15 protein-coding genes and 2 tRNA genes are annotated in these 17,867 nt (G+C 70.6%); 12 read left to right on the top strand and 5 right to left on the bottom strand.

Annotation, left to right across the window (positions count from 1 at the left end):
* Positions 1 to 57 precede the first annotated feature (57 nt).
* From D1J63_RS12415 to D1J63_RS12400, 4 genes are all read left to right on the top strand, one after another.
* Complete coding sequence (locus D1J63_RS12415) at positions 58 to 654, top strand: M48 family metallopeptidase (protein ID WP_164712817.1); 597 nt, start codon at positions 58 to 60, stop codon at positions 652 to 654.
* 138 nt (positions 655 to 792) lie between these two features.
* Positions 793 to 2,550 (top strand): TerD family protein, encoded by a 1,758-nt coding sequence (locus D1J63_RS12410; RefSeq protein ID WP_125628929.1) that lies wholly within the window; start codon positions 793 to 795, stop codon positions 2,548 to 2,550.
* A gap of 13 nt (positions 2,551 to 2,563) precedes the next feature.
* A complete protein-coding gene (locus tag D1J63_RS12405) occupies positions 2,564 to 3,244 on the top strand; it encodes an AIM24 family protein (protein ID WP_030145911.1) in 681 nt (226 codons plus the stop codon).
* Between the two features lie 17 nt (positions 3,245 to 3,261).
* On the top strand, positions 3,262 to 4,017 hold the full coding sequence (locus D1J63_RS12400) for an AIM24 family protein (protein ID WP_125628928.1): 756 nt from the start codon (positions 3,262 to 3,264) through the stop codon (positions 4,015 to 4,017).
* Between the two features lie 60 nt (positions 4,018 to 4,077).
* Here the strand turns inward: D1J63_RS12400 and D1J63_RS12395 are convergent, their stop codons facing one another.
* On the bottom strand, positions 4,078 to 4,593 hold the full coding sequence (locus D1J63_RS12395) for an NUDIX hydrolase (RefSeq protein WP_125628927.1): 516 nt from the start codon (positions 4,591 to 4,593) through the stop codon (positions 4,078 to 4,080).
* Entirely contained in the window at positions 4,590 to 6,044 is a 1,455-nt protein-coding gene (locus D1J63_RS12390) for a zinc-dependent metalloprotease (protein WP_125628926.1), read from the bottom strand. Before D1J63_RS12390 ends, D1J63_RS12395 begins: the two co-directional genes overlap by 4 nt.
* Before the next feature lie 192 nt (positions 6,045 to 6,236).
* Between D1J63_RS12390 and D1J63_RS12385 the strand changes: the two genes are divergently transcribed.
* The 4 genes from D1J63_RS12385 (at position 6,237) to D1J63_RS12375 (ending at position 9,385) form a co-directional block, all read left to right on the top strand.
* Positions 6,237 to 7,358: an SDR family oxidoreductase gene (locus tag D1J63_RS12385; protein ID WP_102931330.1), complete on the top strand. Its 1,122-nt coding sequence runs from the start codon at positions 6,237 to 6,239 to the stop codon at positions 7,356 to 7,358.
* Positions 7,359 to 7,474: 116 nt separating this feature from the next.
* Positions 7,475 to 7,933: a molybdenum cofactor biosynthesis protein MoaE gene (locus D1J63_RS12380; protein WP_061442644.1), complete on the top strand. Its 459-nt coding sequence runs from the start codon at positions 7,475 to 7,477 to the stop codon at positions 7,931 to 7,933.
* 119 nt (positions 7,934 to 8,052) lie between these two features.
* Positions 8,053 to 8,217: a hypothetical protein gene (locus D1J63_RS36710; protein ID WP_007444545.1), complete on the top strand. Its 165-nt coding sequence runs from the start codon at positions 8,053 to 8,055 to the stop codon at positions 8,215 to 8,217.
* Positions 8,218 to 8,290: 73 nt separating this feature from the next.
* A complete protein-coding gene (locus D1J63_RS12375) occupies positions 8,291 to 9,385 on the top strand; it encodes a PDZ domain-containing protein (protein WP_125628925.1) in 1,095 nt (364 codons plus the stop codon).
* Positions 9,386 to 9,426: 41 nt separating this feature from the next.
* Here the strand turns inward: D1J63_RS12375 and D1J63_RS12370 are convergent, their stop codons facing one another.
* A complete protein-coding gene (locus D1J63_RS12370) occupies positions 9,427 to 9,969 on the bottom strand; it encodes a PPA1309 family protein (RefSeq protein ID WP_164712816.1) in 543 nt (180 codons plus the stop codon).
* A gap of 164 nt (positions 9,970 to 10,133) precedes the next feature.
* Here D1J63_RS12370 and D1J63_RS12365 point away from each other — a divergent pair, with 164 nt between their 5' ends.
* From D1J63_RS12365 to D1J63_RS12355, 3 genes are all read left to right on the top strand, one after another.
* Complete coding sequence (locus tag D1J63_RS12365) at positions 10,134 to 13,139, top strand: UPF0182 family protein (RefSeq protein ID WP_125635418.1); 3,006 nt, start codon at positions 10,134 to 10,136, stop codon at positions 13,137 to 13,139.
* Between the two features lie 87 nt (positions 13,140 to 13,226).
* Positions 13,227 to 13,300 (top strand) — tRNA-Met (locus D1J63_RS12360).
* Positions 13,301 to 13,540: 240 nt separating this feature from the next.
* On the top strand, positions 13,541 to 15,370 hold the full coding sequence (locus tag D1J63_RS12355; RefSeq protein WP_125628923.1) for an SEL1-like repeat protein: 1,830 nt from the start codon (positions 13,541 to 13,543) through the stop codon (positions 15,368 to 15,370).
* A 256-nt stretch (positions 15,371 to 15,626) separates the two neighbouring features.
* On the opposite strand, the gene D1J63_RS12350 is transcribed toward D1J63_RS12355, so the two are convergent.
* Both D1J63_RS12350 and D1J63_RS12345 read right to left on the bottom strand, forming a co-directional pair.
* A tRNA-Met gene (locus tag D1J63_RS12350) sits at positions 15,627 to 15,700 on the bottom strand.
* Between the two features lie 50 nt (positions 15,701 to 15,750).
* On the bottom strand, positions 15,751 to 16,167 hold the full coding sequence (locus tag D1J63_RS12345; protein WP_125628922.1) for a Fur family transcriptional regulator: 417 nt from the start codon (positions 16,165 to 16,167) through the stop codon (positions 15,751 to 15,753).
* A gap of 153 nt (positions 16,168 to 16,320) precedes the next feature.
* On the opposite strand from D1J63_RS12345, the gene D1J63_RS12340 reads away from it, so the two are divergent.
* Entirely contained in the window at positions 16,321 to 17,772 is a 1,452-nt protein-coding gene (locus D1J63_RS12340) for a catalase (protein ID WP_125628921.1), read from the top strand.
* Positions 17,773 to 17,867 lie beyond the last annotated feature (95 nt).

The following is a 17,867-nucleotide window of genomic DNA, read 5'->3' as shown; positions in this document are numbered from 1 at the left end:
GGCACGGAAGCGTCCCGGAGCCGGGACTTCCCCGTGTGCAGCGGGTAACGTCGTGGCGTGTCCGCCGACCCACTGCACCGCGCCGGGGCGCCCCCGCGCACACCGACGAATCCGCCGCCGAGCGGCCCGGGTACGAGCGCGATCGAGGTGCGCAGGAGCACCCGGCGACGCCGGACGGTCTCCGCGTACCGCGAGGGCGACCGCACCGTCGTGCTGATCCCCGCCCGGATGTCCGAGGCCGAGGAGCAACGCTGGGTGAGCGTCATGCTCGACAAGCTGGCCGCGCAGGAGAGCAAACGCGTCCTCGGCGACGCCGAGCTGGCCGAGCGCGCGGAGCGCCTGTCGGGTCAGTATTTCGACGGCCGGGCCCGGCCCGCCTCGGTCCGCTGGGTCACCAACCAGAACACCCGCTGGGGCTCCTGTACCCCGTCCGAGGGAAGCATCCGGCTGTCGCACCGCCTCCAGGGGATGCCCGAGTACGTCGTCGACTACGTCCTCCTGCACGAACTGGCACATCTGCTGGTCCCCGGGCACGGACCCCGGTTCTGGCGGCTTCTCGAGGCCTACCCGCGGACCGAGCGCGCCCGGGGCTACCTCGAGGGCGTGGTCGCCGCGGACCGGCTGCCGCACGTGCCCGGCGCCCGCAGCGAGTAGCCCGCGCGAGCCGGGCGGGCGTCCGCCACGGCCCCGCACGGGTTTCGTACCGGGTCTGTACCGGCTTCCTCCGGTGTCGGTGTTTGCCGTTAGCCTGTCGCGACGCACTCACATTCGGATGGGGGACGGTCGTAACGCATGGCCAGGGAATTTCAACGCGGCCACAAGGCCAGGATCAGTGATCTCACCGCGGGCACGGATCTGTACGTAGGCGTGCAGATCTCCGGCCCCGGGCTGAGCTTCGACATCAGCTGCTTCGGTCTCGACGCCGAGGAGCGATTGTCGGACGACCGGTACTTCGTGTTCTTCAACCAACCGAAGACCCCCGAAGAGTCCATCCAGCTCCTGGGTGCGCAGGCGGGTGACACGGAATCCTTCCGGGTCACCCTGGACAGGATCCCGCAGCAGATCCAGAAGCTCTCCTTCACCGCGACGATCGACGGCGCGGGTCAGATGTCGCAGGTCGGTCCCGGGTACCTCCGGATCGTCGCGGGCGGCGAGGAGGTGGCACGGTATCCGTTCAGCGGTTCGGAGTTCTCCACCGAGCGCGCCGTGATGCTGGGCGACTTCTATCTGAAGGACGTGTGGCGGTTCGCCGCCGTCGGGCAGGGCTTCGACGGCGGTCTCGATGCGCTGCTGAGGAACTTCGGCGGCGAGGTGGCCGAGGACGAGGCTCCCGCGCCGCAGCAGGCGCAGCAGCCCCAGTCCGGCGCCGCCCCGGGCTTCGCCCCGCCCGCCCAGGCCTCGGCGCCCCCGGCCTTCGGCGCACCCGCCGCCTCCGCACCGGCCCCGGCGCCGCAGCCCGCCCAGCAGGGCTTCGCGCCGCCGCCCGCGGCCACGCCGCCCGCCGCCCCGCCGCCACCGGCTCCCGCTCCGGCGCCCGCGCCGGACGTGCACGCCCAGCAGACCGTCATCGCGCCCATGAACACGCCGCCCGGCGGCGCTCCGGTGCCGCCCCCCGCCCCGGCGCCCGCGCCGTACGGCCAGCCCGGTCAGCAGCCGCAGTACGGCCAGCCCGGTCAGCAGCCGCAGTACGGCCAGGTTCCCGGCCAGACCGCGCCGCCGCCCCCCGGCTACGGCCAGCCCCAGGCGCCCCAGGCGCCGGCCCCGCCGCCCGGTTACGGCCAGCCGCCCGCGCCCGGCGGCTACGGGCAGCCCACCCCGCCCCCCGGCTACGGCCAGCCGACGCCACCGCCCGGCTACGGCCAGCAGCCGCCCCAGGGCGCGCCGCAGGGCGCCGGTGTGACCGCGGCGCTCCAGCAGTTCCGGGAGACCGCGACCGGGCAGCGCTGGACGCAGCAGAACAAGAAGCTGGTCCGCGTCGACCTCGGCGCGGAGGGCCAGCCCGTGCTCGCACGGCAGGGCAGCATGGTGCTCTACCAGGGCAAGGTCGACTTCAGCTACAAGGGCGCCGGATTCGCCGGCCGGGTCGTGGGCAACGCCACCGGCCAGGAGATGCAGCTGATGCGCTGCACCGGCAAGGGGCAGGTGTTCCTCGCGGAAAACTCCGCGATGCTCCACCCCATCGAGCTCCAGGGCGACGCCGTCTGCGTCTCCGCGGAGAACGTCCTCGCCTTCGACGAGAGCCTCCAGTACGAGGTCCGCCGCATCGAGGGACACGGCATCCCCGGCGGCGCGCTGTTCACGATGCAGTTCCAGGGCACCGGCACGATCGTCGTGAAGACGCGCGGCGTGCCCGTGGTGCTGCCGGTCACGCCCACGACGTTCGCCGACTGCAACGCCGTGGTCGCCTGGTCCGCCGCCGCTCAGGTGGTCGTCTCCAGCCAGGTGCGGATGCGTCGCAACTCCTACGCGGGCGACACCGGCGAGAGCGTCAACCTGCAGTTCCGGGCCGCGCCCGGCAGCTTCGTCGTCGTCCAGCCGTACGAGATCTGAGGGAGAGCCCGACATGAACCAGCCGCTCGCGGGCTACGCTCCCGCACCCGTCGCCGCCCGCATGGAAAACCACGGCAACCACATGCTGAAGGTCGCCATGCAGACCGGAAACGACCTCCTCGCACGCGTGGGCTCGATGGTCGCCTACGAGGGCTTCGTCCAGTACGAGCCCAACCCGCCGGCCGTCCGCCAGATCGCCAAGGACTGGATGACCGGCGAGGGCGCGCCCCTGATGAAGTGCTCCGGCGACGGACTGCTCTACCTCGCCGACTACGGCGCCAACGTCGTCGTCATCAACCTCAACGGCGACGGGATCTCCGTCAACGCCACCAACCTGCTCGCCTTCGACGCCCACCTCACCTGGGGTGTGGAGCGGGTCAAGGGTCTGGCGAAGTTCGCCGGGCAGGGACTGTGGAACACCAAGATCTCCGGGCAGGGCTGGGTCGCGCTCACCTCCCGGGGCAAGCCGATCGTGGTCGACTGCGGCGGTGGCGAGGACGAGACCTACGTCGACCCGGACGCGCTCGTCGCCTGGTCCCCGAACCTCAAGGTGAAGGGCAAGCGCAGCTTCAAGGCGCAGTCGCTGATCGGCCGCGGCAGCGGCGAGGCCTTCCAGATGGCCTTCTCCGGTCAGGGCATCGTCGTCGTCCAGCCCAGCGAGGACAGCACCGACCGCCTCCGGGTCCGGGGCTGAGGGGGAGCCAGAACATCATGCAGAGCCCGATTTTCGCCTACAACGACCAGCAGACCCAGGAAGCCTGGAGCCTGCAGAACAAGCACATGCTCCGCGTCGCCCTGACGGGCCACGACGACGTGCTCGCCCGCAAGGGCACGATGGTCGCCTACCAGGGGCTCGTCGAGTTCGACGCCGAGTACCAGAGCAACAGCCAGTCGCGCGCGCGTGCGCACACCGGTGAGGGCCTGGATCTGATGCGCTGCCACGGGCAGGGCACGGTCTACTTCTCCAACCTCGCCCAGTGCGTCCACGTGGTCGACGTCGACCAGGACGGTCTCACCGTCGACAGCAGCTATGTGCTCGCCATGGACTCGAACCTCCACCACGAGGTCATCGCGGTCGACAGCCTCTACGGCATCTCCGGCTCGGGGAAGTACCAGCTCAACATCACCGGCCGGGGCAAGGTGGCCCTGATGACCTCGGGCTCCCCGCTCTTCCTGCAGGTGACGCCCGACAAGTACGTCAACTGCGACGCCGACGCCATCGTCGCCTGGTCCACCGGGCTGCGCGTGCAGATGCAGGCCCAGACGCACTCCTCCGGTGTGTGGCGGCGCCGCGGGAACACCGGTGAGGGCTGGGAGCTGAGCTTCATGGGCAGCGGCTTCGCGCTCGTCCAGCCCAGCGAGCTGCTGCCGCCGCAGAACGCGCAGGTCGGCCCGGGTCTCGCCGCCCAGTACGGCATGGGCCAGCAGGGCGCCCGCGGCCAGAACCAGGGCAACGTCTGGAGCTGAACGCGGGACACGGCCGCAGTTCGGTAAGGGGTGATCGCAAGGGCGGTCACCCCTTACCGGTCACAGCCGGGCGCGGGTCGCCTCCAGCAGGCGCACGACCGACTCGTCGGCCACGTCCGAGACCTCCGCGTACGGGAACCAGCGCAGGTCGAGGGACTCGTCGCTGATCGTCTCCACGGCACCCTCGGGAGCCAGGGCCGCGTACTGGACGTCGAGGTGCCAGGCGCAGGGCGTGTGGTGGCGGTCCAGCCGCACGGGGCCGCCGGGGAGCAGCGTCAGCCCGGCGATGCCGGACTCCTCCGTGCCCTCGCGCAGGGCCGCCCGGGCCAGCGTCTCGTCGACCGGTTCGCAGTGGCCGCCCATCTGCAGCCACATGCGCATCTTCTTGTGCAGGGTGAGCAGGACCCGCCCGCGCGAGGGGTCGATCACCAGCGCGCTCGCGGTGACGTGCCCGTCCGCGCAGGCCTTCCACATGCCGTCCGGGTGCGTCGCGAGATGGTCCAGGTAGACTTGGCGCAGCTCGTCCTGGCCCTCGTGTCCCTTCAGGACCAGGACCGCGTCGTCGTGGAGGCTCACTCGCCCTTGTCGCCCTTGGCCTCGCCCCGGCCGTCTTCCCCGGTCCCGTCCTGGTCCTTCTTCTTCAGGTCGGGCTTGCCCGCCGCCTCGCCGAGCATCTTGTCCAGCTCGGAGAAGTCGAGCTGCTCACGGTGCACGAAGCCGTCCGGGTCGTCCAGGTCGGTCGTGGTCGGCAGCATGTCCGGGTGCGCCCACAGACCGTCCCGGCCGTCGACACCGTGCGCGTCCGTCAGGGACGCCCACAGGCGGGAGGCGTCGCGCAGCCGGCGGGGGCGCAGCTCCAGGCCGATCAGCGTGGCGAAGGTCTGCTCCGCGGGACCGCCCGAGGCGCGACGGCGGCGCAGCGTCTCGCGCAGCGCGTCGGCGGAGGACAGCCGCGGCTTGGCGGCCGCGTGCACCACCGCGTCCACCCAGCCCTCGACCAGCGCCAGGGCCGTCTCCAGCCGGGCCAGGGCCGCCTTCTGCTCCGGGGTGTCCTCCGGCTGGAACATGCCCTGCTGGAGGGCCTCCTGCAGCTGCTCCGGATTCTGCGGGTCGAACTGGCCGACCACGTCCTCCAGCTTGGCCGTGTCCACCTTGATGCCCCGGGCGTAGCCGTCGACGGCACCGAACAGGTGCGAGCGCAGCCACGGCACGTGCGCGAAGAGGCGCTGGTGGGCGGCCTCGCGCAGGGCGAGATACAGCCGGACCTCCTCCTGCGGCACGCCGAGGTCCTTGCCGAACGACTCGATGTTCGCCGGCAGCAGCGCGGCCTTGCCCGCCGGGCCCAGCGGAAGGCCCACGTCGGTCGAGCCGACGACCTCGCCGGCGAGCACGCCGACGGCCTGTCCGATCTGGGTGCCGAACATGGCGCCGCCCATGGACCGCATCATGCCGATGAGCGGGCCGGCCATGGCCTGCATCTCCTCCGGCAGCACGTCGCCCATGGCGTTGCCGACGCGCTCGGCGACCGGGTCGACCAGCTCGCGCCAGGCGGGCAGGGTCGCCTCGACCCACTCCGCGCGGCTCCACGCCACGGCGGTGCCCGCGCCCGAGGGCAGGGCGGTCGCGTCGTCCAGCCACAGGTCGGCCAGGCGCACGGCCTCCTGGACGGCATTGCGCTCGGCGGGGCCGACGCTGGCGTCCTTGCGGCCGTCCGGGGTGCCCTGGGAGACCGTCTGGCGGGCGATCTGCTTGGCCATGTCCCAGTTCACCGGGCCGCCCTCGTAGGAGAGCATCTGGCCCAGCTGCTGGAACGCGGCGCCCAGGTCGTTGGGGTTCATGGAACCGAACATGGCAGCGAACGGGTTGTCCGCGCCGGGGCCGCCCAGGCCTCCGGCTCCGGACATCCCGAAACCGAACGGGTTGGCCGGTCCCTGACCACCGCCGCTCTGCTGGTCCTTCTTCTTGCCCTCGTCGCCGTCGTCCGGCTCCTCCGGCGGAAGGCCGAATCCGAATGGGGTGTCACTCACGGGGTTCCTCGGCTGGTAGGGCCGCCGGTTCTTTCCGGCGGCACGGCTGCCCGACTTCACCACCCAGCGTAGACACCCGAAGCCGATCGGGCCTCGGTGCTTCGCCGACTGACGGCCTGCGGCAGGATGGATGCCACCTGGTACGCACGCGTCGCTCGCGCTCGTACTGAAGACAACCTCTGGAGACGCCCGGTGAGTTCCCCAGATCCGCAGGTTCGCGCAGCGCGAAACCAGTCAACCAGTTCCGCCCGCCCCGGCGCGCGCGGACCCGTCGTAGCGGTCACCGGTGCCGCGTCCGGGGTCGGGGCGCTGCTCACCGAGCGACTCGCCGCGTCCGACGAGGTCAGACAGGTTGTGGCCATAGACGAACGACGCGGTGGGTGCGAGGCGGCCGAGTGGCAGATCCTGGACGTACGGGACCCTGCCATCGCCGAGAAACTCCGAGGTGCGGACGTTGTGGTGCACCTGGCGCTCGACCTCGATCTGGAGACCGACGCGGCCGCTCGTACGGCTTACAACGTCCGGGGGACCCAGACCGTTCTGACCGCCGCCGCGGCGGCCGGTGTGCACCGGGTCGTGCTGTGCACCTCCGCGATGGTCTACGGGGCCCTCCCGGACAACGAGCTGCCGCTGTCCGAGGACGCCGAACTGCGCGCCACGGCCGAGGCCACGGGCGTCGGTGACCTGCTGGAGATCGAGCGGCTCGCGCGGCGCGCACCGCGGGCGCACCCCGGCCTCAACGTCACGGTGGTCCGGCCCGCCGTGCTGGTCGGCGGCATGGACACCGCGCTGACCAGGTACTTCGAGTCGCCCCGGCTGCTGGTCGTGGCCGGGTCCCGGCCGGCCTGGCAGTTCTGCCACGTCGACGACCTGTGCAGCGCCCTGGAGTACGCCGTCCTGGAGAAGGCCGACGGCGAGCTGGCCGTCGGGTGCGACGGCTGGCTGGAGCAGGAGGAGGTCGAGGAGCTCAGCGGCATCCGGCGCATGGAGCTGCCCTCGGCGGTCGCGCTCGGCGCGGCGGCCCGGCTGCACCGGATCGGACTGACGCCCTCCCCGGCCGGGGACCTGGCCTACACGATGTACCCCTGGGTGGTGAGCGGCAGCCGCCTCCACGACGCCGGATGGCGGCCGAAGCACACGAACGAGGAGGTCCTGGCGGAACTGCTCGAGGAGGTCTCCGGGCGGCACACGGTCGCCGGCCGGCGCCTCGGGCGCAAGGACGCCACGGCGGCGGGCGCCGCGGGCGCGACGGTGGCACTGCTGGGCGCCGCCGCGGTGGTGCGCCGCGCGCGCAAGGCCCGGCGCCGCATCTGAGGGGGCCCGCCGGCGTCCCCGCGGGAGGCCGCTGTAGGAGGCTCCAACGCCGCACGCGCGCGTGCCGGGCGATCACGCTATTCCGCGCCGTCCGCGGCGTGGGGCACGATGGACGCATGGCAACCACGAACGACCACCCCGGTGAGCGGGCCGCAGCCGACCCCGTCAAGCTGATCGGCATCCGTGAGACGCCCCTGTCCGTGGACGAGGTCTTCGGCGCGGTGGGGGACGACGCGTCGGGCGGTACCGCGCTGTTCGTGGGGACCGTGCGCAACCACGACGGGGGCACCGACGTCGACCGGCTCGGGTACTCGTGCCACCCGAGCGCCGAGGCCGAGATGCGGCGGATCGCCGAGAAGGTCGTCGCGGAGTACCCCGTACGGGCGCTCGCGGCGCTGCACCGTGTGGGCGACCTGGAGATCGGCGACCTCGCGGTGGTCGTCGCCGTGTCCTGTCCGCACCGGGGCGAGGCCTTCGACGCCTGCCGGAAACTGATCGACGACCTCAAGCACGAGGTGCCGATCTGGAAGCACCAGACGTTCTCCGACGGCACCGAAGAGTGGGTGGGCGCGTAGCGCTTTCGCCCCGGGCACCTCCGGTTGCGTAACCCGCCCCCCGGCGTGAGCGTTGTCACTGCGAATGGTTAATCTTCTGATCAGTCAGTCGCGGACGCTCATGGGGTTGGGAGGTCGGCATGGCAGCGCTTGCCTGGTTGCTGATTCCGCTGGTGGCCGCTGTCGGTGCGGGCCTGTGGGGCAGTTGGGCCAACCGGACCCGCAAGGCCCGGAGCGACGGTCCCGAGCTGGACGGGTACGCCCGGTTCCGTGAGGCGATGGAGAAGCCCCGCACAGGTGCCTGACGCCCGTCCGACGAGCGTCTGACGACCGCAGCCCTGACGGTGTTCCGACAGCCACGTCCCGTACTGTCGTGCCATGCCACGCCGCACCGCGACGATGCTCGCCTCCACCCTGATGCTGATCGCGCTCCTGTGCGCGGGTGTTTTCATCCCCGTGCCCTACTCGGAGATGTCCCCCGGGCCGACGGTGAACACGCTCGGGGACCACGACGGCGAGCCGGTGCTGCAGATCTCCGGTCACAAGACCTATGAGGCGAGCGGTCATCTGAACATGACCACCGTCCGGGTCACCAGCGCCGAGTACAAGATGAACCTCGTGGAGGCCGTCTACGGCTGGCTGGCGCACGACAACAGCGTGGTGCCGCACGAGACCCTCTACCCGGACGGCAAGACCGAGGAAGAGGCCACCCAGGAGAACGCGGAGGAGTTCAGCCACTCCCAGGAGACCGCGAAGGTCGCCGCCCTGAAGGCGCTCGACATCCCGGTGAAGTCCTGGGTGGTCGTCTCCACCGTGGTCAAGGACTCACCGGCGCAGGGCAGGCTGCACGCCGGGGACGTGATCAAGGCCGTGGACGGCACGACCGTCAAGAAGCCCGCGGACGTCGCCGAGCTGGTGACCAAGCACGAGCCGGGCGAGGACACCGTCTTCACGATCGTGCCCGCCAAGGAGCAGGCCGCCGCCGAGAAGGAGGGCCGGACAGCGACGAAGACGCAGCAGGTCACGATCACCACCGAGGCCTCCGAGGACGCGGGCGAGAAGCGCGCCATCGTCGGGATCTCCGCCGGGACCGATCACACCTTTCCGTTCGAGATCGACATCAAGCTGGCCGACGTCGGCGGCCCGAGCGCCGGCCTCATGTTCGCCCTCGGCATCTACGACAAGCTCACCCCGGGCGACCTCACCGGCGGCAAGTTCGTCGCCGGCACCGGGACGATCGACGACAACGGCAAGGTCGGCCCGATCGGCGGCATCGGCATGAAGACCATCGGCGCGCACGACAAGGGCGCCCAGTACTTCCTGACCCCCGCGGACAACTGCGCGGCGGCGGCCGAGGACACCCCCGACGGGCTCACCCTGGTGAAGGTCGACACCATCGACGACGCCCTCGGCGCACTGAAGGACATCCGCTCCGGGAAGACCGCCGACCTGCCGAAGTGCACCGAGGGGTAGTCCTCCCGGCACAGGCGTCCGGCAGCCCGGCGTCCGGGGGCCTACTCCGCGAAGGTCGCCGTCAGCGCCTCGGCCAGACCCGGCACCAGGTCGGAGCCCGTCAGGACCTCCGTCGCGGTGTCCTTCTCCCGCAGCCGCAGGGCCGAGTCGCGGGCGCCGTCCCGCAGGACCGCGACCGTCATGCGGACCTCCTGGCGGTCCGGGTGCTCCGCCACCCACTGGGCGAGCTTCTTGTCGTTCAGGCCTTGGGGCACCTGGGCCTCGGCCGAGGGCGGCAGCATCAGCCGCTCCACGGCGAGCGCACAGCCGACCACGGCGTCGGGCCAGGCGATGGTGCCCAGGAACTCGTCGAGCGCCTGGTCCGTTGAAATCTCGTCCTGCTCGATCGGGGTGAGGCCGGAGGACTCCGTCTCGTCCTGCAGACCGAGCCGGTCCGCGAGGGAGGGCTGGTCGGCCCTCAGTCGTGCGGTGTCGACAAGTGCGAAGAGGCGTGCGGGCTGGTCCCAGCCGAGGCCGGAGACGTACTCGTCGATCTCGAGTACGGCCCGGGTGAGGGGGCTCGCTGCCATGGGGGTGTTGGACATGGTCACAATCCTGCCTCGTTCATGGCCGGAATCGGGAACCGAGTAAACGATGAGTAAGTTGCATAAGTGTGGGCCCGCGATCACGGGGGCGCACGGGGGGCCCGCGAACCCGAGGGCCTGACGGATCAACAGCGAACTTCGAGGTGCGCACCTTGGCTTTCCAGATGCCGGACCGCGGCGGAGGCCCCCCGTCGGGGCCGCGGATCAGAGTGGGCCGCCCGTCCCGGCGTGTCCGAACCCTGCTGCTGACACTTGGTGTCCTCGCCGTGCTGCTCATGGCGTTCACCATGTTCGCGGGATTCTGGACGGACTGGCTCTGGTACCGGTCGGTCAACTACTCGTCGGTCTTCACGACGACCCTGTGGACCAAGATCGGTCTCTTCTTCGTCTTCGGCCTGCTGATGGCGCTCGCCGTCGGGTTCAACATCTGGTTGGCCCACCGCCTGCGGCCGCCGCTGAGCGCCATGTCGATGGAGCAGCAGAACCTCGACCGGTACCGGATGGGCATCGCCCCGTACAAGAAGTGGCTGCTGCTCGGCATCACCGCCCTGGTCGGCCTGATCGCCGGCGCCTCGGCCTCCGGCCAGTGGCGGACCTGGCTGATGTGGGTCAACGGCGTGCCCTTCGGACAGAAGGACCCCCAGTTCAAGCTGGACGTCTCCTTCTACGCCTTCGACCTGCCCTGGTACCGGTTCCTGCTCGGCTTCGGCTTCGCAGCCGTGATCATCTCCGTGATCGCCGCCGCGCTCACCCACTACCTGTACGGCGGGCTCCGCGTCACCAGTCCGGGCGCGCGCGCCACGGCCGCCGCCACCGGGCACCTGTCGGTGCTCATCGGCGTCTTCGTCGCCCTCAAGGCGGTCGCCTACTGGCTCGACCGGTACGGCCTCGCCGTGAAGTCCAGCGACTTCAAGGCGACCGACAACTGGACGGGCCTCAGGTACGTCGACGCCAACGCCTACCTGCCGGCCAAGACGATCCTGTTCTGCATCGCGGTCATCTGCGCGCTGCTGTTCTTCGCCACCCTGTGGCGGCGCACCTGGCAGCTGCCCGTGATCGGCTTCGGCCTGATGGTGCTCTCCGCGATCCTCATCGGCGGCCTGTACCCGGCGCTGGTCCAGAAGTTCCAGGTCCAGCCCAACGAGCAGGCCAAGGAGGCGCCGTACGTCGAGAAGAACCTCGCGGCCACGCGCGAGGCCTACGACATCCAGGGCACCCAGGTCAGCGAGTACCCGGGCAAGAGCGAGACCAAGGACAAGACGAAGCTCCGTGACGACGTGGACGCCGCGGCGTCCATCCGCATCATGGACCCGAACGTCATCTCGCCGACCTTCCAGCAGCTCCAGCAGATGCGCAACTACTACGCGTTCCCGACCAACCTGGACGTCGACCGGTACGCCAAGGACGGCAAGGACCAGGACACGGTCATCGGTCTGCGCGAGCTGAACCTGGCGGGCATCCCGAAGAAGAACTGGATCAACAACCACTTCCGCTACACCCACGGCTACGGCGTGGTCGCGGCCAAGGGCACCCAGGTCGACTCCGAGGGCCGCCCGGTCTTCACCGAGTCCAACCTGCCCTCCGAGGGCGACCTCGGCAAGTACGAACAGCGCATCTACTACGGCGAGAAGACCACCACCTACTCGATCGTCGGCGGTCCCCAGAAGGAGATCGACTACTCCGACGACACCGGGGAGAAGACGTTCAGCTACAAGGGCGACGGTGGTGTCGACCTGTCCAACCCGATCAACCGGGCGGCGTACGCGGCCGCGTTCAGCGAGCCGCAGATCCTCTACTCCGGTGCGATCGGCGACGGTTCGCGGATCCTGTACAACCGCACGCCCAAGGAGCGCGTCGAGGCGGTCGCCCCGTGGCTGACCATCGACGGCGACGCCTACCCGGCGGTGGTGGACGGCCGCATCCAGTGGATCGTCGACGCGTACACCACGACCAACGGCTATCCGTACGCCTCCCGCACGACGCTCGGCGACACCACGGCCGACTCGCTGACCGCGAACAACAACTCGCGCGCGGTGGTGGCCCAGCAGAACCAGGTCAACTACATCCGCAACTCCGTGAAGGCGACCGTCGACGCGTACAGCGGTGACGTGAAGCTCTACGAGTGGGACACCCAGGACCCGGTCCTGAAGACCTGGAAGAAGGCGTTCCCGGGCACGGTGAAGGACAAGAGCGAGATCTCCAAGGAGCTGATGGCGCACCTGCGCTATCCGCAGGATCTCTTCAAGGTCCAGCGCGAGCTGCTCACCCGCTACCACGTGAAGGACGCCAACACGTTCCTCAGTGGCAGTGAGGTGTGGCAGGTGCCGGACGACCCGACCAACAAGTCGGGCGACGCCGTGCCGCCGTACTACCTGAGCATGAAGATGCCCGACCAGAAGGCGCAGGCCTTCTCGCTGACGACGACGTTCACACCCAACGGGCGTGACAACCTCAGCGCGTTCATGGCGGTCGACGCCGAGGCGGGCACCAGTGACTACGGCAAGATCAGAATCCTGAAACTGCCGACGAGCACGACCGTCGACGGACCGAAACAGGTCCAGAGCCAGTTCAACTCCGAACAGGACATCGCCGAGTCCATCAGGCTGCTGAGAGGCGGCGACTCGGAGGTGGAGTACGGCAACCTGCTGACGGTGCCGCTCGACGGCGGGCTGTTGTACGTCGAACCCGTCTACGTGCGCGGTGGCGACCTCAAGTACCCCCTGCTGCGCAAGGTCCTGGTGAGTTACGGCGGCAACACCGCCTTCGAGAACACGCTCGACGAAGCCCTGAACAAGGTCTTCGGAGCCCAGGCCGCCGAGAACGAACAGCCACCGGCGGACGAGGGCGACGACGACACCACCCAGCCGCCGCCGTCGTCCACCAACCCGACGGTCCGGGAAGCGCTGAGCGATGCGCAGAAGGCCTTCGACGCGGGGCAGAAGGCCCTGGAGCAGAAGGACCTGGCCGCGTACGCCGAGGCGCAGAAGGACCTGGAGGAGGCGCTCCAGCGGGCCGAGGACGCACAGGCCAAGGCCGACCAGAGCGCCGGGGACAAGAACGGCGACAAGGACACCGGCGACAAGAACGGTGGGGACAAGGCCGGGGGCGACAAGGCCAGTCCGGACGCGACCCCGACCGGTGACGCCGGCGGAGGGTCGGACACCGGCTGACCGCATGCCTCGCGCCTGGCGTTCGCGTCAGGCGTTCAGGCTGGTCAAGGCCCATTCCGCGCCGTGCTAGGGTTGTGCACACAACGGCGCGGGGTGGAGCAGCTCGGTAGCTCGCTGGGCTCATAACCCAGAGGTCGCAGGTTCAAATCCTGTCCCCGCTACTGACGTCGTGAGCTGGTTGCGAACGACCACGAAGGCCCGGATTCCCACAAGGAGTCCGGGCCTTCGTGATGTGCGAACGCATGTACCGGCGGACACGACGGCCGCGCCGCCAAGGGGAGTTGGGTAGATCTGTGTTTGACTTGTCTCCCTGTGGGCATGTCGACAAAACGCTGAAGTGACCTCACTGACTGCGGTATACCGGATGTACCGAGGTTGCGGGTGGTGCGACGATGAACGTTATGGGGGACATGGCAAGTCTGTTCGGGACAGGGCGTTTTGCGCAGCCGTCCGGTCAGCCGTCGGATCAGGAGGAAGCCGCGGACGAGGCTCAGGAAGCAGCCGACGAAGCCGCCGAGGAAGTGCGTCTGCGGCTCGCCGTCGACGGCGGTGACGTCGAGGCCATGAGCGTGCTCGGCGCGCTGCTGCTGCGCCGCGGGGACTTCGACGGAGCCGAGTCGCACCTGCGCGCCGCCACCGCGGCCGGCGACCGGGCCGCCGCCAACAACCTGGGCGTCCTGCTGCACCAGCGGGGGTACGCCGACGAGGCCGCCGGATGGTGGCGCATCGCCGCCGTCGCCGGATCCGCTGCCGCCGCGCATGCGCTGGGCCGGCACTTCCGCGAACGGGGGGACGAGCCCGCCGCCGAGTACTGGCTGTGCCAGTCGGCCGAGCAGGGCCATGTGCTCGGCGCCTACGCGCTCGCCGACCTGCTGGAGCACCGCGGCGACGACACCGGGTCCGAGCGGTGGATGCGGGCCGCCGCCGAGCGCGGGCACCGGGAAGCGGCGTACCGGCTGGCGCGGACGCTGGACCGGCGGGCCGGGCGGCGCGACGGCGGTGACGACGAGGCGGCCGCCCTGGCCGCCGACGAGGCCGAGCAGTGGTACCGGCAGGCCGCCGCGCGCGGTCACCGGAGGGGCGCACTGCACCTCGGGACGATCCTGGAGAAGCGCGGCGAGCTCAAGGAGGCCGGGCGCTGGTACCTCACGTCCGCCAAGGACGGCGAGGCCCGTGCCGCCTGTGCGCTGGGCTTCCTGCTGCGCGACGCCGGGGACACGGAGAGCGCCGCCGTCTGGTGGCTGCGTGCCGCCCAGGACGGCGACGGCAACGCCGCCAACGCCCTCGGCGCACTGCACGCCGAGCGCGGCGAGACCCAGACCGCGGAACGCTGGTACCGGGCCGCGATGGACGCCGGCGACGACAACGGCGCCTACAACCTCGGCCTGCTCTGCGCCGAGCAGGGGCGCACCACGCAGGCCGAGCAGTGGTACCGGCGGGCCGCGTACGCCGGACACCGGGAGGCCTCCAACGCGCTGGCCATCCTGCTGCTGCGGGCCGGGGACGAGGCCGGTGCCGAGCCGTGGTTCTCCAAGGCCGCCGAGGCGGGCAGCGTCGACGCCGCCTTCAACCTCGGGATCCTGCACGCCGGGCGGAGCGAGGAGCGGGCGGCGCTGCGCTGGTACGAGCGGGCGGCGGCGGCCGGACACACGGAGGCCGCGCTCCAGGTCGGGATGGCCCGGCTGCGCGGCGGGGACGAGCGCGAGGCGGAGCGGTTCCTGCGCTGTGCGGCGGGGGGCGGCAGCGCGGAGGCGGCGTACCGGCTGGCGACGGTGCTGGACGCGCGCCGGCCGCCCGCGCCCGCGCACGAGCTGGGTGAGCCGGCGCAGGAGAAGTCCGAGTGCGAGGAGTGGTACGAGCGGGCCGCGTCCCAGGGGCACCGGCGGGCCCAGGTGCGGGTCGGGATGCTCGCCGCGGCGCGGGGCGACGTGGTGGAAGCCGCGCGGTGGTACCGGGAGGCGGCGGAGGCCGGGTCGCGCAACGGGGCGTTCAACCTCGGGCTGCTGCTGGCCCGTGAGGGCAGCGAGCCGGAGGCCGTGGTGTGGTGGCGCCGGGCGGCCGATGCCGGGCACGGGCGGGCGGCGCTGCGGCTGGCGCTGGTGTTCGCGCGGCGCGGGGAACTGGCGGAGGGGCAGCGGTGGGCCGACCTCGCGGTGTCGCTGGGGCCGGCGGAGGTGGGGGAGCGGGCGGCGCGGTTGCGGGACGCGTTGCGGCAGGAGCTGTCGGCGTGACGCGTGACGCTGCGCTGGGCTGGGGCGCCGTTTTGTAGGTGCCCGGTGTTGGAGTGGGGCGTGGGTGGGGAGCGCGGCCCGGCGTTGGCGGGGTGCCTCCCCCAGTGCCTGAACGGCCTGGGAGGTACCCCCAGCGCCCACCCGTGCCGCCCCAGCGGCACGACTGCCCGCAGCTACGACGGCATGCGACTGGCCGCAGTTCCTGTAAACACGCCTGGGGCCGGAATCCGTTTGGATTCCGGCCCCAGGGTTTCAGTAGCGGGGACAGGATTTGAACCTGCGACCTCTGGGTTATGAGCCCAGCGAGCTACCGAGCTGCTCCACCCCGCGTCGATGAATGGAACACTACGTCAAGACGAAGACGAGAAGCAAATCCGTGCTCACGCCGCCGCGCAGTCCGGGCAGGTGCCGCGGTAAGTGACCTCGACCTCCGACACCGTGAAGCCGAAGCGCTCGGAGTCGGGGAGGTCGGCCAGCGGGTTGCCGGTCGGGTGGACGTCGCGGATCGCACCGCACTGGGCGCAGACCAGGTGGTGGTGCGGCCGGTGGGCGTTCGGGTCGTAGCGCTTGGCGCGCTTGTCCGTCGCGACCTCCAGCACCTCGCCGAGGGAGACCAGCTCGCCCAGGGTGTTGTAGACCGTCGCCCGGGAGATCTCGGGGAGCTTGTCCACGGCCCGGGAGTGCACCTCGTCGGCCGTCAGGTGGACGTGTTCGCCGTCGAGGACCTCGGCCACCACGCGACGCTGCGCGGTCATGCGCCAACCGCGACCACGCAGCCGTTCCAGAAGGTCACTCATACCGACCAGCCTAACAGCAAGGGGGACCAGGTCCCGAACGGGTGTGACTTTGGAGTCCTACTTGACTTAGACATTGTCTATTGTAGGATCTGGAACGGCATTAGCCAAGGAACAGAACGTGCAGTACTGCCAGGACTGGCACAGGAGGAGCTCGTGACGCAGGGACCGCTCACTACGGAGACAGGTGCTCCCGTAGCCGACAACCAGAACAGTGAGACGGCGGGCGTCGGCGGCCCCGTGCTCGTCCAGGACCAGCTCCTGCTGGAGAAGCTGGCCCACTTCAACCGTGAGCGCATCCCGGAGCGCGTCGTGCACGCCCGCGGCGCCGGTGCGTACGGCACCTTCACGGTCACCGCCGATGTCACCCGGTACACGCGCGCCGCCTTCCTCTCCGAGGTCGGCAAGGAGACGGAGACCTTCCTCCGCTTCTCCACCGTCGCCGGCAACCTGGGGGCGGCGGACGCGGTCCGCGACCCGCGCGGCTTCTCGCTGAAGTTCTACACCGAGGAGGGCAACTACGACCTCGTCGGCAACAACACCCCGGTGTTCTTCATCAAGGACGCCATCAAGTTCCCCGACTTCATCCACACCCAGAAGCGCGACCCCTACACGGGCTCGACCGAGATGGACAACGTCTGGGACTTCTGGAGCCTGTCGCCGGAGTCGACGCACCAGGTGACCTGGCTGTTCGGCGACCGCGGCATCCCGGCGTCGTACCGCCACATGGACGGCTTCGGCTCGCACACCTTCCAGTGGAACAACGAGGCGGGCGACGCCTTCTGGGTCAAGTACCACTTCAAGACCGACCAGGGCATCAAGAACCTCACCCAGGCCGAGGCCGACAGGCTCGCCGGCGAGGACCCCGACTCCCACCAGCGCGACCTGCGCGAGGCCATCGAGCGCGGCGACTTCCCGTCCTGGACGGTCGGCGTGCAGATCATGCCCGTGGCCGAGGCGGCGACCTACCGCTTCAACCCGTTCGACCTGACCAAGGTGTGGCCGCACGCGGACTACCCGATCGTCTGGTTCGGCAAGCTGGAGCTCAACCGCAACCCGGAGAACATCTTCGCCGAGGTCGAGCAGTCGATCTTCTCCCCGGCGCACTTCGTGCCCGGCATCGGCCCGTCCCCGGACAAGATGCTCCAGGGCCGCCTCTTCGCGTACGGCGACGCCCACCGCTACCGCGTCGGCATCAACGCCGACCAGCTGCCGGTGAACCGCCCGCACGCCACCGTGGCGCGCACCAACTCCCGTGACGGCCACCTGTACGACGGCCGCCACAAGGGCGCGAAGAACTACGAGCCGAACAGCTTCGGCGGCCCCGTCCAGACGGACCGCGCCCTGTGGCAGCCGGTCCCGGTCTCCGGCGTCACCGGCGAGACCCGGGCACCCTCCCACGCCGAGGACGACGACTTCGTCCAGGCGGGCAACCTCTACCGGCTGATGACGGACGAGGAGAAGGAGCGGCTGATCGGCAACCTGGCCGGCGCCCTCTCCGGCGTCTCGCGCGACGACATCGTCGAGCGTGCGATCGACAACTTCCGTCGGGCCGACGGTGACTTCGGCAAGCGGCTGGAGGCCGCGGTCCAGGCCCTGCGCGGCTGACATCCAGCACTGGACCGCTTGCCGTAGCGGCGGGCCGGATCCCCGGGAGGGGGCCCGGCCCGTTTGTCGTAGGGATCGTGTGTCCGGGAACGCGC

Origin of the sequence: Streptomyces sp. KPB2 (assembly GCF_003950055.1) — a bacterium.
GTDB classification, from domain to species: domain Bacteria; phylum Actinomycetota; class Actinomycetes; order Streptomycetales; family Streptomycetaceae; genus Streptomyces; species Streptomyces salinarius.
The sequence above is the reverse complement of the archived record's forward strand: the minus strand, read 5'-3'. Positions and strand labels throughout refer to the sequence as shown.